Genomic DNA, 21,512 nt, shown 5'->3' with positions numbered 1-21,512 from the left:
CAAGCTGGTCTCACGTCCCCCTCGGCTTCACCCGGTTCGTCGGATCGGCGTTGGCGGGGTCTTCGGGCCAGGGGTGGCGGGGGTAGCGGCCTCGCATCTCGGCGCGGACGGCGCTCCAGCTGCCGGACCAGAAGCCGGGCAGATCCTTCGTCATCTGCACGGGGCGGCGCGCGGGTGACAGTAGCGCCAGAGTCAGGGGCACGCGACCACCACCGACCGTTGGATGGGTCCTGACCCCGAACAGTTCCTGAACCCGGATATCGACACGGGGCCCGCCCTCGGCCGCGTAGTCGATAGCGGCGGACCCCAGCGGCGTCGTCAGGCGTGCGGGTGCCAGATGATCCAGGGCGCGCTGGTGGTCCCAGGGGATCAGACCCTTGATCGCCTGTTCCAGATCGCCGTCCGAGATCGCCTCCAATGACCGCGCCGTCTGCAGCACGGGCCAGAGCCAGTCCGCCCGCGTGCCGAGCAGTCCGCCATCAGAGACATCGGGCCATCCCTCCTCAAGACCGGCGACGAACGTCAGACGTTCTCGCAGCCCTGTCGACCGCTCACCCCAGCGCAGTGCGGTCAGCCCGTCGCGCTCGACCTCGGCTTTCAAGGCAGCCGTGACCGTTTCCCTGTCTGGCGGGCCCATCAGCCGCTCATCGATCACCAGGGCCCCCACCCGGCGGATGCGGCGGACGACCATCCGCCCCGACGGCTCCTTGGTCAGCCGGTCCTCGACGACGATCCGGTGCTCGAGCGCGGCCGGATCGAGCGGCGCGGCCAGGCGGATGCGGTCGCGCGCCTCGCCTCCGCCCAGGTCAGCGACGGATAGCCAAGGCTCGCGCGCCAGGGCGTCGGTGGGGTCCAGAAACGCGCCGCGACCCGAGGCCAGCAGCACCTCGCCCGGCTTGCCCCGCGCCTTCGCTACCCGCTCCGGGAAGGCTTCGGCCAGCAGGGCACCGACATCGACATCGCCGCCCTTGCCGCTGCCTGCCGCGCCACCCCCCGCAGCTCTGGCCCAACGTTCGGCCAGGCGGCGGGCGTCGTTGGCGCGGGGCGAGCGGTCCCGATCGAACCCCTTCAGCCGGCCCCTGAGATCAACGTCGTTGCCGCCCAGACCGGGTTCGCTCAGCACCGCCGCGATCCGCGCGCCCGTCATGGCGTCGCCTCCGTCCGAGGCCACGGCGACCAGATGGCCCAGGCGCGGGCCCAGCGGCAGGGTCGCCAGCCGACGCCCGTGCGCCGTCAAGGCCCCCTCCCCGTCCAGCGCGCCCAGCCGGGTTAACACTGCGCGGGCCTCGGCAAAGGCCCCGGCAGGGGGCGGGTCCAGCAGGGCCAGACCTTCCGCCCTCCTCGCGCCCCAGCGGGCCAGATCCAGCGCGAGGCTGGTCAGGTCAGCCTCCAGAATCTCCGGTCTCTGGTGCGGGACCAGACCCCGCGTCGCCTCCTCGTCCCACAGCCGGTAGCAGACCCCAGGCTCGGTCCGCCCTGCCCGGCCTCGCCGCTGCTCGGCGGAGGATCGGCTGACACGGACCGTGGCCAGGCGCGTCAGGCCGCTGGACGGCTCGAACCGGGGCACGCGCGACAGGCCGCCATCGATCACCACGCGAACGCCCTCGATGGTCAGACTGGTCTCCGCGACCGAGGTGGCCAGCACCACCTTGCGCCGCCCCGCCGGCGCGGACTCCAGCGCCCGATCCTGGGCCGCCTTGTCCAAGGCACCATACAGCGGCGCGACATCGACATCGGGCGGCAGGCGATCGGCCAGGGCCTGAACCGTGCGGTGGATTTCCCCCTGCCCTGGCAGGAAGGCCAGGACAGATCCCGTCTGCTCTGACAGGGCCAGCCGACAGGCCCGGGCCACCGCCGCCTCGATCCGCTCGGACGGATCGCGACCCAGATACAGCGTCTCGACCGGGAACATCCGGCCCTTGGCCTCGACGACGGGCGCCCCGGTTCCATCGGGGTGGGCCAGCAGCCGCGCGATCCCGGTGATGTCCAATGTCGCCGACATCACCACCATCTTCAGGTCGGGCCGCAGGAGCGACTGGCTGTCCCGCGCCAACGCCAGCCCCAGGTCGGCATCCAGCGACCGCTCGTGGAACTCGTCGAACAGCACCGCCCCGACGCCGTCTAGGCCCGGATCGTCCAGGATCATCCGGGTAAAGACGCCTTCGGTGATGACCTCGATTCGCGTCGTCGGGCCGATCCGGCTCTGCAAGCGCGTCCGATAGCCGACTGTCTGGCCGGCCGTCTGGCCCAGCGTCGCCGCCATGCGCTCGGCCGCTGCACGGGCCGCCAGCCGCCGCGGCTCCAGCACCAGGATCTTGCCCCCCGCCAGCCAGGGCGCGTCCAGCAGAGCCAGCGGCACGACCGTGGTCTTGCCCGCCCCCGGCGGCGCGGCGAGCACGACGGCGTCGTGTCCGGAAAGCGCGGCCATCAGCGCGTCCAGAACGTCGTGGATCGGAAGCCGGGGCTGGCTGGCGGGGAGCGGAATCACAGGCCCAACTAGCGCGAACGGCCCCCTCCCACCAAGAATCCCGCATCACGAAAGCGTCGCCCGGCCGTCACGGTTCGTAAACCGCGTTGCGCGCCGCACAATCCCTCGCTAGCGTCCGGCCAGGAAGGCGGCCCGGGGAGGGTCTGCCGTGCAATTTTTCGGGGGCGCGACTTCATGTCGGCAAACGGCGTCAAGCCTGGGGGGAACCAGTTGTTCCTCAAGAAATCGGTGGCCCAGATCCAGAAGGAAGCGGCCAAGAGCGAGCTGAAACGCTCTCTCGGTCCGATCAATCTGATGAGCCTGGGCATCGGGGCCATCATCGGTGCCGGTATTTTCGTTCTGACCGGCCAGGTCGCGGCGGCCAATGCGGGCCCGGCCATCATGCTGTCCTTCATCGTCGCCGGCGTCGCCTGCGGTCTGGCGGGCCTCTGCTACGCCGAACTGGCCTCGACCATGCCGGTGTCCGGCTCGGCCTATACCTATGCCTATGGAACCCTGGGCGAGGTCTTCGCCTGGATCATGGGCTGGCTGCTGGTGCTTGAGTACGGCGTCGCGGCCTCGACCGTGGCGGTCGGCTGGTCCGGCTATGTCGTCTCGATCCTGAAGGATTTCGGCCTGTCGGAAACCCTGTTCCCGATGATCCAGTACGCCGGCGGTGAAGGCCCCTCATGGGCCACGCCGCTGGTGAACGCCGTGGTGTCCGAAACGGGCAGCACCTTCCCCCTGACCGGAACCTTCAATCTGGTGGCCGCCGTTGGCATCGCCGCCGTGTGCGGCCTGCTGGTGCTGGGTGTCAGCGAGTCGGCCCGGATCAACAACATCATCGTGCTGATCAAGATCGTGGTGCTGCTGACCTTCATCGCGGTGGGGATCGGCTATGTGAACCCCGCCAACTGGGTGCCCTTCATCCCCGAGAACACGTCCGGCAATTTCGGTGAGTTCGGGGCGACCGGCATCCTGCGCGGGGCCTCGATCATCTTCTTCGCCTACGTCGGATTCGAGGCCGTCTCGACCGCCGCCGCCGAGGCCAAGAACCCGTCCAAGGACGTTCCCGTCGGCATCCTGGGCGCCCTGTTCGTCTGTACCCTGATCTACATGGCCGTCGCGGCCGTCATGACCGGTGTCGTTCCCTATCTGGAGCTGGCCAGCCCGGCCCCCGTCGCCGTCGCCATCGACCGCATGGGTCTGGAATGGGCCAATGTGCCGCTGGCCTCGGCCGCCGGCGGACAGCTGAACCTGATCAGCTTCCTGATCAAGATCGGCGCGATTACGGGCCTGACCTCGGTCATGCTGGTGCTCTGCTACGGCCAGACGCGGATCTTCTACACCATGGCGCGTGACGGCCTGCTGCCGCGCGCCTTCGCCGTGATCCATCCCAAGTTCCGCACACCGTGGATCGGCACCATCCTGCTGGGCATCCTGATCGCCATCGCGGCGTCCTTCCTGCCGATCTCCATCCTGGGCGATCTGGTGTCGCTGGGCACGGCCGTGGCCTTCTCGATCGTGTGCCTGAGCGTGATCTTCCTGCGGATCAAGCATCCGGAAATGGAACGGCCGTTCAAGGTTCCGGGCGGTGTCTGGACAGCCGGCGCGGGCATCTTCGCCTGTCTGGCGCTGGCCGGCTTCAACTTCTGGCCGATGATCCAGCACGCGATGAACGGCAATCCGCTGCCGCTCACCATCCTCGGCATCTATGCCGTCGTCGGTGCGATCATCTACGCCGCCTACGGCTTCGCCAACTCCAAACTGGCCAAGGGCATCGACATCACCGAAGAGACCACGATGTCGTCCCCTGCCGAAGCCATGGGATCGGGCGTCGACAACCAGAAGGACTGATCTTCCGATCAATCCCACACGACAAAGGCCCCGGAGCGATCCGGGGCCTTTTTTGTTGAGCCAGACGCATCGTACTCAAGCAGCCAGCGACCGCGTCGCGAGCGGTAGCGCTCTAAAACAAGGCTGGTGCGGATGAGAGGACTCGAACCTCCACACCTTGCGATGCCAGAACCTAAATCTGGTGCGTCTACCAGTTCCGCCACATCCGCATTCGGTAGGCCGCAGCCCTTACAACACGGGCCTCGCTTACGTCCACAGTCGGATGGCCACGATCATGCGCGTCCCGACACGGGGTGCCACGTCCTCGCGCGCGGGCTTGCGGTCGGCGGGATCCTTCTAGTGCCAGTCGGTGCGGATGTCGCGCATCAGATGATCTCCTCGGACCTTTAACGCCAGCCGGGGCGGCCCGGGCGCGACAGGGCCTCCAGTTCGTCGATGAACTCCGCGTGAGAAACGATGCCGTCCAGCGCGCCCGGCGTGTCGGTCATGCCGGCGGCCTCGGCGGAAAGGGCGCGGACCTCGTCGGAACGGCCCAGACCCTGGCGGCACAACAACCGGGCGCGGGCGCGGATCAGGCTCAGCGCCGCATTGGGATAGCGGCCCACCAGACGGCCTGACCACAGCGCGGTCTGATCGGCGTCGAGGCGCAGGTCGGCCGCACGGGCTAGCACCATGGCGGCGGCCTCGCGCAGGGCGGGCCAGTCCATCAGGAAGGCCAGCCCCTTGGCCGCGTCCGGCCAGGCGGCGGCGACGGCCTGGGCGCGGTCCAGGGCCTCGACGTCGTCGAAGTCGGGCAACCGGCCGATGAAGGCCCGCAGGACGTCAGGGGACAGGGTGCGCTCGAACAGGGTCCAGCGGCAGCCTTGAGCCTCGTCCGCCGCCCCCTCGGCCTCCAGCACCACGATCTCGGCGGTATCCCAGACATCGGACGGCTCGGCCTGGGGCGCGGCGCCGTTACGCAGCGCCCATTTAGAGGCCGTCGGCGGGCGGGGCCGGGAGGCCTCCAGCGCGACGCGGGCATCGGCGACTCGGCCGGAGGCGGCCAGACGGCGGGCGATCTCGGCCCCCACCTCCGGCTTTGACTTCTCGATGTCGGGGATGGCGTCGGCCCAGGCCTGGACGTCGCCGGTGCGGTCGGCCAGCTTGCGCACCACCAGCGCCAGTCGTCCCGTCGGGCGGGGCCGTCCCTCGGTCAGACGGGCCAGAAGGTCGCCCGCCACGGGCTCGCTCAGCTCGGGCGCGGCCCGCCCGATCCAGCCGCCCCAGTCAGACAGCCGGGTCTGCAAGGCCTCGAACAGCAGAGGTCCGGCGGCCTCGGGCCCAGCGGCTGAAACGACCCGCGCGAGGTCCGGCGCAGCGTCGAAGAACAGGGCCGATATCTCGCCCTTGGGGTCCTTCACCCGCGATGCCAGGCCGGGGTAGAGGTCGAACCAGGCGATGATCCGGTCCAGCGCCAGGCCTGCGTCCATTCCCGCCAGCCGCTCGGCGATGAAATTCAGATGGATCGACAGGTCGTCGATCAGTTCGGGCCGCTTGCGCCATGACACGCGCGTGCGGCTGGCTGCCAGAGCCGTCAGCCGCTTGTCGATCTCGAGCGCCAGATCGGCCGCCCCGACCTCGGCGGCGAGTTCAAGCTTGAGCCGGCGTTTCAGGTTGGCGTTGCCCGTCGCGGCCTCGAGCAGCAGCACCGCCAGCCGATCCGCGCCCAGTTCGATCAGGTTGGCGCTCGACACCGTCTTGCGCGCCGCTGCGGATTTCTTGGCCATGACCTTCCTGTGGGACATGGCCGCCCCTGCTTCAACCACCGATGCAACCGGCCAACCCACCGGACAAAAAAACGCCGACCCGTTTTGCGGGCCGGCGCGAAGTGCGGAGACTCTGGGAGGAGCGTCCGTTCGGGAGAGAGGGTGTGAATCAGAAGGTGTAGCGAATGCCCGCGAAGAACTGACGCCCGGTGTGGCTGTAGACGTTCAGGCGGTTGGACGCGTCGACATACTGGTCGTTGAACTCGTCTGTCAGGTTGATGCCCTCGACGCTGACCTTGAGGTTCTCGGTGATGTTGTACGAGGCCTGGGCATCGAAGTTCAGGGTCTCATTGGTGCCGTGGACCGAGTTGCCGTCGTTGCCCGGAACCTGGGTCAGATAACCCTGGCGATAAGCGGCCGATCCCCGGACCGAGAACTTTTCGGTCTCGTAGTAGAGGGTGAAGTTGGCGGCGTTCTTGGACAGACCGACCAGGGTCTCGTTGATCGTCGGTGCCCCGGCGGTCGTCGAGGTCAGGTACTCGATGCTGGAGTCCACGAAGGTGTAGTTGGCCTGAACCCCGAAGTTGGACATCCAGCCGGGCAGGAAGTCGAGGCGCTTCTGAGCGTTGATCTCGAAGCCTTGCAGGGTGCCACCCGGCGAATTGACCGGCTGGGTGACGACGAACAGATCGGTCGGCAGCGCCGTGGTGCCGGTCAGCAGCGAGGTCGGCAGGCCCAACTGGTTGAACGGAATGTCTTGGCGCAGGGTCTGAACGAAGGTGTTGATCTTCTTGTAGAAGACACCGAGCGCGAACAGGCTGTCCGCGTCCGGATACCATTCCAGCGAGAAGTCCACATTGTCCGACTTGGTCGGCATGATGTTGGGATTGCCTGACGAGAAGCTGCGGTTCGCGCCCTGGATGCCGACGTCACCGCCGGGGGTCAGGACCGAAATGGACGGCCGGGCGATGGTCTGGGCGGCCGACAGGCGCACCACCACGTCGTCGGTCAGATCGACGGCCAGGTTGGCCGACGGCAACCACATGTCATAGTCGCGGCGGGCCCGAACGAGCTGGATCGTTCCGCCCGTGGCGGCGAAGCCGTCCGAATACTGCTCGGTCAGGACGTATCGAACACCGGCGTCACCCCGCCACGGCATACCGAAGGCGTCGAAGCGGAAGTCGGCCTGGGCATAGGCACCCAGATCCTTTTCGTCGACGGTGACGTACTGGCCACGTGCCGACGAGTTGTTGAGCCCGGTCAGGGCGTAGATGCCCGTGTTCGAATAGATGTTGTAGGTGGCAATGAACTTGTCGAGGTCGGGGGCCAGCCAGCTGGTCGGCGCACCCGTGGGCAGGCCCAGGTTCTGGCCGAAGCCGGAGAAGACCCGCGATACGGCTGCCAGTTCCGTCGCCGTCAGGGTCTGCACGACGGTCTCGGTGGTCCGGTACTGGCCTTCGGAGTCGAAACTGAACCGGCGATAATCGAGGCCGCCCTTGAGGGTGACGTTCTCGTTGGCGTCGAACTCGAAATAGCCCTTGGCCGTGGTGAAGGTGTTGGTCACCGCGTTCGGGCGGATCCGAACTTCAGACGTGCCGTTGATCATCGACCAGTTGGCGGGGTTGGTCAGATCGAAGCCGAAGTCGAACTTGGGCATCCGTGACGTGAAATCGTACGAGAAGCCGTTGGTGTTGGCCCGGTCGAAGGTCACGATCGTCGAGACGGGGTTGGAGAACTCCGAGCGCGAATAGCCGCCGACGAAGCCAGTGCGGAACCGGTCTGTCCAGTTGCGTGTGGCCGTCAGGGTGTACTGCTGGAACTGGGTCTGAAGCTCGTCGTGAGCCGATTGCGTACGCACATCGACCGCGTCGAACACGCCCGCCACGATGTTTCTGCCGTCCACCGTGCCCGACCGGATGATGGTCTGGGGCTTGCCGGAGCCCGCGCGGCTGAAGCCGATCGCCTGAAGCTGGGCCTCGTCGCGGGTCGACTTCACGTCGGAATAGAGCACGTCCAACGAGATGGTCGTCTGGTCGTCGGGACGAAACTGGAACGATCCGGTAAGGCCCAGGCGCTCGGTATTGTGATCATACTGGACATAGGCAGGAATGCGCGGGTGATACAGCGCCGTCGCGGTGTTCGTATTGTTGATCTGGGCCGTGGTGTAGCCCGCCAGGGTCGAGGCCGTGTTGAACCCGCCGTTGGCACCGCCGAAGGTCCAGCGCGTGATGTTGGCACCTTCTTCAAGAATGTGGCGCTGCTCATAGGCGGCCGAGATCAGGGCACCGAACTTGCCGTCCATCCATGTGTCGGAGGCCAGCAGGGTGAAGCGCGGCTTGGCGTCCTGAGCCAGGTCGTTGTAGCTGACCTGGGCACCCATCACGAGGGTGGGTTCACGATAGTCGAAGGGACGCGCGGTCTGGAGATCGACGGTGGCGCCCAGGGATCCTTCCTCGACGTCGGCCGAGGCGGACTTGCGCACCGTCAGGCTGTTGAACAGCTCGGACGCGAACATGTTGAAGTCGAAGCCGCGCGAGCGGTTGGTGCCGCCCGAGTTGACCGTACCGCCGGTGGTGGCGATCGCTTCCATGCCGTTGACGCGAACGCGGGTGTACTCCGAACCCAGGCCGCGCACCGAGATCTGGCGGCCTTCGCCGTTGGCGCGGCTGATGGTCACGCCGGGGACGCGTTGCAGCGACTCAGCCAGGTTCAGGTCGGGGAAGTCGGCGATGTCCTCGGCCTTGATGACGTCGACCACGCCGCTTTCGCGACGCTTGGCGCTGACGGCGCTCTGCAGCGAGGCGCGGAAACCGGTGACGACGACTTCGTCGACTTGGGTCTCTTCCTGCGCGTCCGTGGACGGTGCGGTCTGGGCGTGAGCGGCGCCGGCGAGCGCCAGCGTCATGGCGAGAGCGGAAGCTCCGGCCGTCAGTGCGAACTGGAATGAGTGCGAGGTGCGCATCGTAGTGTTCCTTCCCCATGGCGCCCGCATGCTGCGGATCGTTCTTGGCGGCGCGCTGTTCGCGCCAGATGTCCGCCACCGGTCACCCGCTGGCTTCGATCGGACCATAGGAGCGCCACAATGGGCGAGGCCAATCCTAATCGGGCATAGACCCATGCAGGACGCGCACTGATGCACCCCTCAAGCAGCGCATCACGTCATCGATGAAACACCAGATCGGACCATCCATGGCAAGGTGCGACAATCTGGCACCCGATCGATACCTGATCTGGATCGATCCATAGTCGTATTGGCTTGGACCCCACGCGGGTGCATCCCTATCGTCCGTCGGGATCAGTCGCCCGCGAGAGGCGACGGTCGGCGCCGCCGGCGCCCCTGGGAAACGAACAGGTCGAGGATGCGGTCTTTCCGCGCCTCGTGTCGCTCGTGATCCTGCGACGCTTGAGGAGCCGACCGATGACCGACGCCGCGACCACGCAGCCCCCCGTCAGCAAACGCACCAAGGTGCGGTTCATGATCCTGCTGCTGATCTTCCTGATCACCACGATCAACTACGCCGACCGGTCGACCTTCTCGATCGCGGGCAAGAGCGCGGCGGACGATCTGGGGCTGGACGCGATCGAGATGGGATACATCCTGTCGGCATTCGCCTGGGCCTATGTGCTGGGCCAGATCCCGGGCGGGGCCCTGCTGGACCGGTTCGGCACCAAGCTGATCTACGCCATCGCCATCGCGACCTGGTCCTTCTTCACCATGATTCAGGGCTTCTCGGGCTTCCTGGTCGGCGGGGCGATCTTCGCAGGTCTGTTCGCCATGCGGTTTGCGGTCGGTCTGGCCGAGAGCCCCTCTTTCCCCGGTAACGCCCGTCTGGTCGCGGCCTGGTTTCCCGGGTCAGAACGGGGGTTCGCCTCGGCTGTGTTCAACTCGGCCCAGTATTTCTCGCTGGTGGTGTTCGCGCCCCTGATGAGCTGGCTGGTGCATACCTTTGACTGGCATTCGGTCTTCTTCGTCATGGGCGGGCTGGGCCTGATCGGTGCCGTCGTGTTCTGGTGGATCATCCGCAGCCCCAGCGACCATCCCGGCGTCAACCAGGCCGAGCTCGACTACATCGAGGCCGGCGGCGGCCTGATCAATATGGAGACCAAGCAGGCGACCAAGTCTGCGGCCTTCAACTGGGCCAACGTGTCTCAGGTCCTGGGCAGCCGGATGCTGATGGGCGTCTTCATCGGCCAGTACGGGATCAACGTCCTGACCTATTTCTTCGTGACCTGGTTCCCGATCTATCTGGTGCGCGAGCGTGGCCTGTCGATCATGGACGCCGGCTGGGCGACGGCGGCACCGGCTCTGTGCGGCTTCGTCGGCGGGGTACTGGGCGGGGTCATCTCGGACCAGCTGCTGAAGCGGACCGGCAGTTTGACCATTGCGCGCAAGACGCCGCTGTTGATCGGCATGCTGTTGTCCTGCCTGATCATCGCCTGCGCCTATATCGAGCAGGAATGGCTGGTGATCGTCATCATGGCGGTGGCTTTCTTCGGCAAGGGGATCGCCTCGCTGGGCTGGGCGGTGATCTCCGACACCTCGCCGCGCGAGTTCGTCGGCGTGACCGGCGGCATCTTCAACACCTTCGGCAACACGGCGGGCATCGTGACCCCCATCGTGATCGGCTATATCGTCCAGGCGACCGGCTCGTTCGACCTGGCCCTGTGGTTCGTCGGCCTGCACTGCGCCCTGGTGATCGCCGCCTATTTCCTGATTACCGGCAAGATCGAACGCCTGACCCTGAAGGCGGCCGGGTGATGCGGGTCCTGCCACAGGCGCGCCGTCGCGACATACTGGGCGGAGCCGCCGTGGCTCCGCTGATCGCCGCCCTGCCCTGCACGGCGTCGGCGGCGGCGGCGATCGAGGTCTCGACCCCGATGACGGCCCCGACCTGGGCCCTGTTGCAGCGCGAATTGCTCGACGCCAACGCCGAGGCCTGCAAGGTCTTCTACAACCGCTATTTCGACGAGCGGGGATACCTGCTGTGCTTCGAGCGGTGGGGGGCCAACGACGGCCCCGACGACGCGATCGAGAACGTCAACGACTGGCCCCTGCTGCATGCCCTGGGCGGGGCCGAGGTGGTCAAGACGATGTACACCCAGGCCTGGGAAGGCCACCTGCGGCAATACACGGCTGCGAAGACGGTCGAGGTCGAGATCGCCCGCGAGGGCATGTTCCACAAGGAGTTCTGCGTCCAGCTGGACTGGCAGCACCATGCGGAAGAGATGACGCTGTTCAACGTTCAGGGCCTGTCGGACCCGAACAGCCCGCGCTTCATCGACCGCGCCCGGCGCTTCGCCGGTCTCTATATGGGCGAGGATCCGGCCGCCCCGAACTATGATCCCCAGCACAGGATCATCCGCAGCCTGATGAACGGCTCGAAGGGGCCGATGCTGAGAAAGGCCACGGCCCTGGACTGGGTCGGCGATCCCTTCGACCCGTCCGCCTTCTTCATCGAGCACGGCGAGGAAACCTATGAAGAGTTCCTGGCCCACTACGAGGAATACACCGACGTCGTCGGCGACCACCCCCTGAACCTGTTCGCCACCACCCTGGCGCTGAACGCCTTCCTGATTACCGGTGAGGCCAAATACCGTGACTGGCTGCTCGGCTACGTTGATGCCTGGGCCGAGCGGGCGAAGGCGAACGACGACCTGCTGCCGTCCAACGTCGGCCTCGACGGGGTGATCGGCTCGTCGGCCGAAGGCAAATGGTGGGGCGGAGCCTATGGCTGGGGTTTCTCGCCGGTCAATCCGGTGACGGGCCTGCGCGAGGATCGCAGCCGGGTGCTGCGGACCATCCTGGGCTTCTTCAACGCCTATCTGCTGACCGGCGACGACAAGTATCTGGAGACTTGGCGCAAACAGACCGACCGCATCAATGCGGCGCGGCGCACCGAGGGCGGCAAGGTCCAGACCCCGACCATGTACGGGCCAGACGGCTGGTATGGCTGGAAGGACGGGCTGAACCAGACCAACAGCCTGGATCTGTGGTGGTTCTCGATGAAGCCGTCGGATCGGACGCGAGGCCCGGATCATCCGTGGGTGGCATACCTGGAAGGCCGCAACGCCGCCTGGCCCGAGACCGCGATGCGCGCCGACCTGGCCCGGGTCGCCGAGATGGCCAGGGCCGAACGCGAGGACACGTCCACGCCCGACACGCGACTGGCCGACGCGCGGATCGAGTTCAATCCGGCCAGTGTGACCTCACTGATGCACGCAATGATGGGGGCGCTGCATATCGCGCGTCCCTCCTGGGCACCGACCGCGCCGAATGCCGGAGGATCGCCGCTGTATGCCCGGCTGCGCTATTTCGATCCCGTCGCGCGAAGGGCGGGCGTGCCTGAGGATGTCGCCGCCCTGATCGACAGCATGACCGCCGACGAGACCGCCGTCACCCTGGTCAATCTGTCACCGACGCAGAACCGCACAGTCGTGATCCAGGGCGGGGGTTATGGGGAACACCGGATTTCGGCCGTCTCGATCGACGGCAAGAGCCAGCCGGTGGACGCCGCCACCGTCACGGTCCGCCTTGCGCCCGGCAGCGGCGCGCGTTTGGTGCTCGCCATGGATCGCTATGCGAACACGCCGACCCTGAAGTTTCCCTGGGACCGGTAAGCCCGGTGGCTTATCGCCGCCGCGCCGCGCTGGCCTCGCGCACAGCCTCGAACTCATTGCCGGGCGTCCATTTGGGCCAGTCGCGTCCCTGAGCCAGCCAGCGGCCGACGCCGTAAAGCAGTTGCACGTCCTCGGCGGCGCCCTCCATGGTCCAGGTGGCATCCCAGTCGTCCGTAGGCTGGTGATAGCGATCGCGCACATAGACCCGGCTGCGTTCCGACGCCCCGGTAAAGCCCGCCGCCGCAAACAGGGCCGGCACACCCATCTTGGCCAGAGGGAAGTGGTCCGAGCGATAGAAGGCCCCAACCTGAGGTGCGGGGTCGGCGATCAGGGTGCGGCCGACGGCGACGGTGTCGCGCTCCAGCCGATCCTGAAGGTCGGTCTTGCCGTAGCCGATGACCACGATTTGCGGCTCAGCCGGACCGGGCAACAGCGAGTCAATGTTGATGTTGGCCACGGTCGTCTCCAGCGGCACCAGCGGATGGGCCGCGTAGTGATAGGCCCCCAGCAGCCCCGCCTCCTCCGCCGCCCAGGACATGAACAGGGTCGAACGCTCGGTGCGCGGCGCCTCGGCGAACAGCCGCGCCAGCTCCAGCAGGCCCGCGACGCCCGAAGCGTTGTCGACCGCCCCGTTGTAGATGTCGTCGCCCGCCGCATTGGCCGTGGCGTGTCCGAAGGCGTCCCAGTGGGCCCCGAACATCACCGTCTCGTCCGGGTGCGTCGTGCCGGTCAGCCGCGCGGCGACGTTCCGGGTCGTCAGCCGCTGATAGGTCTGGCCGAAGTTCAGCGACATCGTCACCCCGGTCAGCTCGACGGGTCGGAACTCCGCCGTCTGGGCGGAGGCCTTCAGCATCGCATAGTCGAGCCCGGCCGCGTGCATCAGCTTGGCGGCGATCGGCTGCTGGATCCAGCCCTGCGCCTGGACCCGCTCGGCCTCGACGTCGGCGCGGACGATGTCGAGCAGGGCCGCCGTGGACGAGTTCTGCAGCGTATTCCACGGATAGCCGGCCCCGGCTGTCTCATGGATCACCAGCACCCCCGCCGCGCCCCGCCTTGCCGCCTCCTCGAACTTGTAGACCCAGCGGCCGTAGTAGGTCATGCCGCGCCCATCGAACTTGCCCGCCACGGGACTGTCGGCGGCGACCTCGAAATCCGGGTCGTTGACCAGCATCAGCACGATCTTGCCGCGCACATCGACGCCCTTGAAGTCGTCCCAGCCGCGCTCAGGCGCCGTCACGCCATAGCCGACAAACACCACCGGCGTGTCGGTCAGTGTGATCCGGGGAACGGGCCGGTGGCTGCCGACGATGACCTCGGTGCTGCGCTGAAAGGTCAGGGTCTCGCCGCCCGACTTGGCGGTGATCACGGCGGGGCCGTCCTGGGTGAAGCGGTTGATCGGCACGGTCTGGAACCAGGTGCCGTCATCGCCGGCGGGCTCGAGCCCCAGGGCCTGGAACTGGTCGGCGATCCAGTCGACGGTCTTTTCCTCGCCCGGCGTGGTCGGCCCCCTGCCCTCGAAGTCGTCGCCGGCCAGGATGCGCACCGTCTCGTTCAGCCGCGCCGGATCAACCCGGCCGTCGGTGCCCACCTGCCCCACCGTAGCGCACCCTGCAAGCAGGGCCAGGGCCGAGACAGCAGCGAGAACAAGGCGAGGCGACATGACGGAACTCCACGGACGCAGGCGACCGCGCGAACCTGCCCTTCTCGGTGCCGTATGTCGACCGGGCTCAGACCGGCGCGGTCATCCAGCCGATAGCGCCTGCCAGCACGACGCCGATCGCCATCGCCGCCATGGCGACCGTCCGGGCGTTCCTGTGCGCGAAATGGATCAGATGGGTCATGATGACGTCCCCCTGCAAACAGGGCGCCACAGAAACATCGTTCCATCAAGCGGATGTGCATCTTTGCACAAAGAATTCCGGAACTTGTCACGTAGCGGGCGCATTCGGTCACGCCTGTTTCGCCTGCCCGGCGAACGGATCAGTCCGCGAGCGCGGTAAGCTGATTCAGGGCCACCGCGCTGGTCACAGCCACATTCAGCGAATCGAAGCCGCCCGACATCGGGATTCGCACGGCCCGGCAGCGATCGATGACAGCCCGGGGCAGCCCGGGACCTTCCGACCCGAGCAGGATCGCACGTCGCCCCCCGGGCCTCAGCGACGCCAGGGTCTCCCCTGCCCCCGGCGTCAGGGCGATGACCTCGAACCCGGATGCGATCAGGGCGTCGACCAGCACGTCCAGAGGCAGAGGCTCGACCCGCGCCGTCCTCAGCACCGCCCCGACCGACACCCGGATCGCCTTGCGATAAAAGGGGTCGCCGCACAGATCGTCCAGCAACACCGCCCCCGCACCGAAGGCCGCAGCATTGCGGTACAGGCCGCCGATATTGTCGTGATTGCCGATGCCTGAGGCGGCGACGACCACGGCGTCCTCCGTCAACCCCGACAGCGCCTCGGTGACCGTCAGGATCGGCGGCTTTTCGCCCAGCGCCAGGATACCCCGGTGCAGCGGAAATCCCGCCACGACGTCCAGCACCGCCTGCCCCATGACATAGACCGGCGTCTCGGCTGCCAGCCCTGCGATCACGTCCGACAGGCCCGCGACCCGCTTCTCGGCCAGCAGCATCGATCGCATCCGACAGCGTGACGCGGGCGACGCCAGGGTGCGAACCACCACCTCGCCCTCGGCGATAAACAGACCCTCGCGACCGGTCAGATCGCGTTCCTTGATGTCGCGATAGGCGGCGATGCGGGGGTCGTCGGGGTCGTCGATCCTAATCGGGTTCATGACCGACATTAGCCGTTGCACAGCCGCGCGCGCCACTGCTATAGGCCCGCCTCCCGAGCCTCTGTTCCGCGGTAGCTCAGTGGTAGAGCAGCCGACTGTTAATCGGCTGGTCGTAGGTTCGAATCCTACCCGCGGAGCCAGCTCGGGGCTTTTCCCGACATTGCGAGACCGTCCGTCACCCCTCAGCGGCGACGGCCTTCATCGAGACCGCTGTGTCGGCCAGCTTGACCGGATCGACGGGCGTGGCGCGGCCGATCAGCTGGCGGCCGGCCATGAATTCGGGCGGGGCGCTGATGGCCTCGACGCAGACGATCCTGTTGCCCGCCAGGTGGAAGACGGCGAATCGGCCCTCACCGGGATCGCCGCGCACGATCTGGCGATCGACGCCGAACGGCATTCCCGCGATCTGCAGCTTGACCTCGTACTGATCCGACCAGAACCACGGCACCTCGGGCGCAGGCAACGGGCGGCCCGTGATGGCGCTGGCGACGATCTTGGCCTGCTCCAGCGCATTGGGCACGCTCTCGAGCCTCAGCGAACGGTCGTAGAGCGGCATGGGGCGTTGCGTCACGTCTCCGATGGCGAAGATGGCGGGATCGGAGGTCCGCGCCTCGTGGTCCACGACCACGCCGTTGTCGCAAGTCAGCCCGGCCTCGCTGGCCAGGTCGTCATTGGGGATGGCCCCGATCCCGACCAGCACGGCATCACAATGGATCGTATCCCCGCCGGCCAGGCGAACGCCCGAAACCTGGCCGTCCAGACCGTCGAACCCTTCGATGTTGACGCCGAAATGAAAGCGGACGCCCTGCGCCTCATGCAGGCCCTGGAAGAAGGTCGACAGCACCGGTCCGGCGACCCGCGCCAGCAGCCTGTCCTCGCGCTCCAGCAGATCGACCTCGGCCCCCAGCTTGCGAGCCGAGGCCGCGACCTCGAGCCCGACATAGCCGCCGCCGATGATCGCCAGACGGAAACCCGGCCGGAACCAGGCCTTGATCGCCTCGGCATCCTCGATGGTGCGAAGTTCCAGAAAGCCCTTCAGATCGCTGCCGGGCAGCTTCAACTGGCGCGCCCGGGCGCCCGTGGCCAGGATCAGGGTGTCGTAGTCCAGGGTGTCGTCGGTCGACAGCGTCAGCTGACGCTTGTCACGGTCGATCCTGATGACGCGGGTGGAGGTGCGCAAGTCGATGTCATTCTCGGCGTACCAGTCGCGCGGACGCAGCAGCAGGCCGTCGCCGTCCACCTCGCCCTTCAGCCAGCCCTTGGACAGGGGCGGCCTCTGATACGGAGGATGCGGCTCCTCGCCGACCACGACGATCGGATCCTGATGGCCGAACTGACGCAACTGGCCCGCCACCGCGCCGCCGCCGTGCCCCCCGCCGATGATCACCGTCGTCATGGATCGTCCCCCAAAGGCCTGACACCTCGGCGCTGGTCTCGCGCCGCTGGCGGATGCTCTAGAGGACGCGGGCGCTCACGCCAATCACCCTGGCTGCAACGAAAAGGGACCAGCCTCGCGGCCGGTCCCTTCGATGTCGTTCGGTCTGATCGCTAGAAGCGTGCGGTCAGGCTGACCGATGCGCTGCGGCCCAGTTCATAGCGGTTCACCGCGATCGTGGAGTTCCCCAGCGTCTGGAACTCGTCGAAGTCGGTGCGCAGCAGGTTGCGCAGTTCCAGGGCAAAGCCCAGGTCGCGGCCCATCGCGTCGAAATCCTTGCGATAGACGAAGTCCAGGAACACGCCCGGATCCTGGATCAGGTCAGGCTCGCCCGGCCGGCCGCGCGCCGAGGTGCGCTCCGACACATAGTTGACGATGATCGTGGCCTGGGACCGAGCCGTGTCGTCTTCCCACCCGAACTGGGCGTTGGCGACGTGGTCCGACTGGCCCTGCAAGCGGCTGCCGTCCACCACATAGAAGCTGGCCGGCTGGGCGACCCCAAGGCTGTTCTGGGTCGTCACGATGTCACCGGCCCCGACCTTCACCTCGGACGAGGCATAGGTGTAGTTGGCCTGGACCAGCCACTTCTTGTTGGCGATGAAGCTCATGCCGTTGTCGGGGAACTCGAAGTATTTCTTACCCTCGAGCTCGAAGCCGATGATCGTCGCCTTGGGGGCGTTCAGGAAGGTCTGGGAGATGTTGGCACCTTGGTCGATCACGCTGGATTCGATCGGGTTTTCCAGATCCTTGTAGAAAACGCCGGCGGTCACATACTGCTGGCGGGCGAAATACCACTCGTAGCGCGCGTCGATGTTCAGCAGCTCGGTATCGACGAGATACGGGTTGCCGATGAAGGTCCGGTCGCTTTCGACGTCGGTATACTGCTGCGGTGCCAGTTCGCGGAACTGGGGACGGCCGATGGTCTTGGATGCGCCCAGACGCAGTTGCATGTCCTCGGCGAAGTTCCAGGTGATGGTTCCGGCCGGCAGCCAGTACTGCTCCTCGATCTTCGTCGGCAGGAAGCCGGTCGCAGCTCCGAACAGGTCGAACGGATTGACCGACTGCTCGCCGTCCTCGTAGCGCACGCCGAGGTTCAGATTGACCAGGGGAATGATCTCGGCCTCGACCTGAGCATATCCGGCCAGCACCTGAAGCTGGGCATCATAGGCCGAGGCACCGTTCGATCCGGTGATTTCCTGGATCTGCAGGAAGGGCCCTATGTTGAAGTCCGAGAACAGATAGTCGACCCGCGATTCGACCTGATCGGCGCTCAGGCCGTTCGGGGCGATGAACTGAAGCGCGCGCTGTTCCGACGACCGCTCGTTGTCATAGCTGGCGACACCCGCCTTGAAAACGATCTCGCGATAGTCCGACAGCGGCAAGGTGTAGCTGACGTCCGCCCCACCCGAGATCACCTGATCGTCCAGCTCGCCGAACTGGATGCGGTTGGTCTGGATGTTGTGGATGATCTCGCCCGTGGGACGGCGGCCATAACCGAACTGGGTCTCGTACGGCGCGTCGCGCGAGGTCTTGGCGTAGGCTGCGCGCCACGAGACGTCCCAGGCCTCGCCCAGCGAATGCTCGCCGGCCAGCTGGGTCGTGAACAGCTGGCGTGCGAACCACTCGGTGTAGTCGGTGCGGCGGAACGCCTGTCCACCCAGATCGTCGATACCCTCGACCGACCGGGCCTCCTTGGTGACGTTGCGAACGAACAGGTTCGTCCACTTGACCGTGTTGTTCTCGTTCTCGAGGCTCAGCGACCCGAACAGGTTCAGCCCGATGTTGTTCTCGTTCGAGCGGAAATCGTAATCGTCGGCCAGGACCAGCTTGCCGCTGTCGATCCGGCCCGACTGGCGGATGCCTTCACGGCCCTTCCAGCTGTTGTCATAGCCGGCGACGAAAACGGCGCCGAGCGAGCCGATGCCGGTCTCCATCGACGAGCCGCCGGTCACGCCGAGGCTGAAGTTGACGGGCGTGACTTCTTCCTGGAGCAGGCGAAGCGGCGCGTTCTCCAGCGACTGGCCCAACTGGCGCAGCTGGGCGGCGGTGTAGTTCGGGCCGGCCTGGATACGGTTGCCGCTCGAGAAGGCCAGCGCGATGGGATCGGGAACGCTGCGCGTACCGTCGTCATAGCCGGTGAAGTCGGAGCGCGAGCCGAAATAGATCAGGGCTTCCTGGCCGGTCGACTCGGTGTTGCCGGCCAGAGAGGCCTTCATCGTGAAGAAGGGTTCGTTGGGCGTGCCGATGGTCTGCAGGTCGATCACGCCGCCACCGAACTCGCCGGGATAGCTGACGGAATAGGTCTTCTGAACGGTCACGCCCTTCAGGATGTCGGCCGGGAACAGGTCCAGCGGCACGACCCGTTGCAGCGGCTCGGGGCTGGGCAGGGGCGAACCATTCAGCAGGGCCGACGAATAGCGCTCACCCAGGCCGCGCACGTAGACAAACCGGCCCTCGACGACCGACAGGCCGGTGACGCGGGTCAGGGCGGCGGCGGCGTTGGAGTCGCCCGTCCGCTGCAGGTCTTCGGCCGTCAGGAAGGCGGCGACCTCGGGGCTCTCGCGGTTCGGCTGCGGGATGAAGCGGCCCAGGACGACGATCTCGTCCAGTTGCGACGACTCCTCGGGCTCGGGTTCGGCCTGTTCGGCTGGGGTCTGCTCGACGGGGGCGGTCTGAGCGTACGCCATGCCCGGCGCGATCAGGGCGCTGGTGGCCAGGAGGACCCCGGTCAGGGTGAGGGAGAGCGTCTTCATGGAATCTGCGCCTTGGAGAGGAGTGACGAAAGCCGGCGAAATCGGGCGGCCTCCTCGCGGAGACCGCCCGTCGTTCGTCATCAGCAGTTGGAGCCAGCAGCCAGGCCGCAGGTCCAGCCCAGGTACCAGGTGTCGGCCGCGTTCCGGACGGCACCGATGTAGGTCACGTTCGAGAAGAACGAGTACAGGGCGTTGCCGTTGGTCGGCGTCACCAGGGCCGCGTCGCCACCCGTGATGAAGGTCAGCGTGCTGTTCTGGATCGTCGCACCGGCCGGGGCCAGCAGGCCCGTCGACGAGCCGGTCGGGGTGTTGAACACATTTGTCGCCGACAGGAAGACGGCCTCAGTCGCCGCACCGTTGACGTTGCTGTCGTTCTCATAGGGACGCGAGCAGGCGAAATAGACCGAGCGGAAGATCGGGGCGTTGGTCACCGTCTGGGCGTCGTCGATGTCGAGGCAGGCGGCGGCCGACGTCGTCGGGTTGGTCACGATCGAGTTGATGATCGTGGGCTGAGTGCCGGTGTTCAGCGTCAGCAAGGCGTCGGCGGCGACGGCAGCGTTACGGCCGACTATGGTGAAGTTCGACACCTTGGGCTGGGCATAGAATGCCGTGCCGGACGGAGCGGCCGACCATTCAAAGCCACGGCTGCCGTTGGTCACGGCGGTCGGCTTCTGGGTGATGATGCCGAACTGGGCCCCACCGCGCCAGCCGGTGTCGGTGTCCAGGCCGTCGTCGTCGGCACCGTTGATGACGATGTTCTTCAGGTTGACGGTGCCACCAAAGATTTCGATGCCGTCGTCCGACGAGTTGTAGGACTGGAAGAACTCGACCACCGTGCCGTTGCCGACGCCGGCCAGGGTCAGGGCCTGAAGCTCGTTGTTCGGCGACAGTTCAAAGCCCGAATAGTTGACCTGGACGTAGCGCAGACGGCCCGAGTTGTCGGCCGGCGAGTTGCCGCCGTAGTTGGCGCTGGTGCCTTCGACCTGACCGACGCAGGACGCGTTCGGCGCGGTCACGCCGACGGGGCAGACGGCACCCGGTGCGCGACCCGCGAGGACGATACCGCCCCACTGGCCCTGCGAGGTCGCGGTCGTCGTGCCCTCGATGTTCTGGCGGCTGGTGAAGATGATCGGGTTGGTGGCGGTGCCTTCAGCGAAGATTTGCGAGCCGCGGTTGATCAGCAAGTAGTCGGTTCCGCCCGAGGCGAAGACCTTGACGCCCGGATCGATGGTCAGAATGCCTTGGACGCTGCCGGCGACGGGCGCGGTCGGATCAGCGCCGCGATCGGTGCCGACTTCGGTGCGGCCCGAGATCGAATAGATGGTGCCCGCGCGGACCGACAGGGTCAGGGAGCCGGTGATGGTGGCGGGCAACTGGCAGGCGCGCAACGTGCCGTTGGCGACCAGACCGACGTTTGACAGGCCGGTCGGGCAATCCGCAGCGGGCGTGCCGGGTGCCGGCGTCGTCGGAGTGGTGGGAGTGGTCGGCGTGGTGCCGCCGCCGAAATCACCTTCGCCGGGCGAAGCCACTTCGGCCGAGCCGCACGCGGCCAGCGTCAGAGCGCTGGCGGCGACCGTCAAGAGGGTTGTCAGTCGAAAGCCGGTCATCATGTCCACCATGTCTGATCAATGTCGCGACAGGATGGATGCGCGGCGTCATGCCTCGCGTCCGACGAAGTTTCGCCCAACCTGCCCGGCGCTCTCAGTAGGCAAGCTTCGTGACGCCGTCCGCGCCGAACCATGACGGTTCCGGCGCGCTTGTGTGAAGTTGTCGTCTCGTGATGATGACGGTTGATCCGCACCCGTCGGATTTCTCCGAGACAAAAAAAGCCCGACGCGAGCGCCGGGCGA

General features: G+C 66.8%; 11 protein-coding genes and 2 tRNA genes. 4 read left to right on the top strand and 9 right to left on the bottom strand.

The genetic code is table 11. The features are described 5' to 3' along the window. Positions 1 to 10 precede the first annotated feature (10 nt). Positions 11 to 2,488, bottom strand: a complete 2,478-nt coding sequence (hrpB, locus tag ACILQR_RS02105; RefSeq protein WP_395649865.1) for an ATP-dependent helicase HrpB — start codon at positions 2,486 to 2,488, stop codon at positions 11 to 13. A gap of 174 nt (positions 2,489 to 2,662) precedes the next feature. Here hrpB and ACILQR_RS02100 point away from each other — a divergent pair, with 174 nt between their 5' ends. Continuing rightward, on the top strand, positions 2,663 to 4,324 hold the full coding sequence (locus tag ACILQR_RS02100) for an amino acid permease (protein ID WP_395649864.1): 1,662 nt from the start codon (positions 2,663 to 2,665) through the stop codon (positions 4,322 to 4,324). 124 nt (positions 4,325 to 4,448) lie between these two features. Here ACILQR_RS02100 and ACILQR_RS02095 read toward each other — a convergent pair. From ACILQR_RS02095 to ACILQR_RS02085, 3 genes are all read right to left on the bottom strand, one after another. Next, positions 4,449 to 4,533 (bottom strand) — tRNA-Leu (locus ACILQR_RS02095). A gap of 177 nt (positions 4,534 to 4,710) precedes the next feature. Beyond that, positions 4,711 to 6,108 carry a DUF6880 family protein gene (locus ACILQR_RS02090; protein ID WP_395649863.1) on the bottom strand — a complete coding sequence of 466 codons (1,398 nt, stop codon included), beginning with the start codon at positions 6,106 to 6,108 and terminating at the stop codon, positions 4,711 to 4,713. Between the two features lie 130 nt (positions 6,109 to 6,238). Continuing rightward, positions 6,239 to 9,031 (bottom strand): TonB-dependent receptor, encoded by a 2,793-nt coding sequence (locus tag ACILQR_RS02085; RefSeq protein WP_395649862.1) that lies wholly within the window; start codon positions 9,029 to 9,031, stop codon positions 6,239 to 6,241. Between the two features lie 456 nt (positions 9,032 to 9,487). On the opposite strand from ACILQR_RS02085, the gene ACILQR_RS02080 reads away from it, so the two are divergent. Together ACILQR_RS02080 and ACILQR_RS02075 are read left to right on the top strand one after the other, a co-directional pair. Next, positions 9,488 to 10,828 (top strand): MFS transporter, encoded by a 1,341-nt coding sequence (locus ACILQR_RS02080; RefSeq protein WP_395649861.1) that lies wholly within the window; start codon positions 9,488 to 9,490, stop codon positions 10,826 to 10,828. Continuing rightward, positions 10,828 to 12,687: a hypothetical protein gene (locus ACILQR_RS02075; RefSeq protein WP_395649860.1), complete on the top strand. Its 1,860-nt coding sequence runs from the start codon at positions 10,828 to 10,830 to the stop codon at positions 12,685 to 12,687. The genes ACILQR_RS02080 and ACILQR_RS02075 overlap by 1 nt, the downstream gene beginning before the upstream one ends. 10 nt (positions 12,688 to 12,697) lie before the next feature. Here the strand turns inward: ACILQR_RS02075 and ACILQR_RS02070 are convergent, their stop codons facing one another. Beyond that, complete coding sequence (locus ACILQR_RS02070; RefSeq protein WP_395649859.1) at positions 12,698 to 14,347, bottom strand: M28 family metallopeptidase; 1,650 nt, start codon at positions 14,345 to 14,347, stop codon at positions 12,698 to 12,700. A 320-nt stretch (positions 14,348 to 14,667) separates the two neighbouring features. After that, positions 14,668 to 15,474 (bottom strand): TrmH family RNA methyltransferase, encoded by an 807-nt coding sequence (locus ACILQR_RS02065; protein ID WP_395649858.1) that lies wholly within the window; start codon positions 15,472 to 15,474, stop codon positions 14,668 to 14,670. 65 nt (positions 15,475 to 15,539) lie between these two features. Here ACILQR_RS02065 and ACILQR_RS02060 point away from each other — a divergent pair. Further along, positions 15,540 to 15,614: transfer RNA gene (locus tag ACILQR_RS02060), tRNA-Asn, on the top strand. Between the two features lie 35 nt (positions 15,615 to 15,649). On the opposite strand, the gene ACILQR_RS02055 is transcribed toward ACILQR_RS02060, so the two are convergent. From ACILQR_RS02055 to ACILQR_RS02045, 3 genes are all read right to left on the bottom strand, one after another. Further along, positions 15,650 to 16,870, bottom strand: coding sequence for an NAD(P)/FAD-dependent oxidoreductase (locus tag ACILQR_RS02055; protein WP_395649857.1), 1,221 nt, complete (start codon positions 16,868 to 16,870; stop codon positions 15,650 to 15,652). Between the two features lie 152 nt (positions 16,871 to 17,022). After that, positions 17,023 to 19,662, bottom strand: coding sequence for a TonB-dependent receptor domain-containing protein (locus ACILQR_RS02050; protein ID WP_395649856.1), 2,640 nt, complete (start codon positions 19,660 to 19,662; stop codon positions 17,023 to 17,025). 80 nt (positions 19,663 to 19,742) lie between these two features. Further along, the gene (locus ACILQR_RS02045; RefSeq protein WP_395649855.1) at positions 19,743 to 21,281 is read right to left on the bottom strand and encodes a hypothetical protein; all 1,539 of its coding nucleotides are present in this window, start codon (positions 21,279 to 21,281) and stop codon (positions 19,743 to 19,745) included. Between the last annotated feature and the right edge of the window lie 231 nt (positions 21,282 to 21,512).

Origin of the sequence: Brevundimonas sp. (genome assembly GCF_044239655.1) — a bacterium.
Taxonomy (GTDB): domain Bacteria; phylum Pseudomonadota; class Alphaproteobacteria; order Caulobacterales; family Caulobacteraceae; genus Brevundimonas.
Note: the sequence above shows the minus strand (reverse complement) of the source record. Positions and strands in the feature narration are given on the sequence as shown.

Excerpts from the sequence above, each read along its gene's own strand:
- ACILQR_RS02100 (WP_395649864.1), top strand. The coding sequence starts at position 2,663 with ATGTCGGCAAACGGCGTCAAGCCTGGGGGGAACCAGTTGTTCCTCAAG.
- ACILQR_RS02090 (WP_395649863.1), bottom strand. The coding sequence starts at position 6,108 with ATGTCCCACAGGAAGGTCATGGCCAAGAAATCCGCAGCGGCGCGCAAG.
- ACILQR_RS02085 (WP_395649862.1), bottom strand. The coding sequence starts at position 9,031 with ATGCGCACCTCGCACTCATTCCAGTTCGCACTGACGGCCGGAGCTTCC.
- ACILQR_RS02080 (WP_395649861.1), top strand. The coding sequence starts at position 9,488 with ATGACCGACGCCGCGACCACGCAGCCCCCCGTCAGCAAACGCACCAAG.
- ACILQR_RS02075 (WP_395649860.1), top strand. The coding sequence starts at position 10,828 with ATGCGGGTCCTGCCACAGGCGCGCCGTCGCGACATACTGGGCGGAGCC.
- ACILQR_RS02070 (WP_395649859.1), bottom strand. The coding sequence starts at position 14,347 with ATGTCGCCTCGCCTTGTTCTCGCTGCTGTCTCGGCCCTGGCCCTGCTT.
- ACILQR_RS02065 (WP_395649858.1), bottom strand. The coding sequence starts at position 15,474 with ATGAACCCGATTAGGATCGACGACCCCGACGACCCCCGCATCGCCGCC.
- ACILQR_RS02055 (WP_395649857.1), bottom strand. The coding sequence starts at position 16,870 with ATGACGACGGTGATCATCGGCGGGGGGCACGGCGGCGGCGCGGTGGCG.
- ACILQR_RS02050 (WP_395649856.1), bottom strand. The coding sequence starts at position 19,662 with ATGAAGACGCTCTCCCTCACCCTGACCGGGGTCCTCCTGGCCACCAGC.
- ACILQR_RS02045 (WP_395649855.1), bottom strand. The coding sequence starts at position 21,281 with ATGGTGGACATGATGACCGGCTTTCGACTGACAACCCTCTTGACGGTC.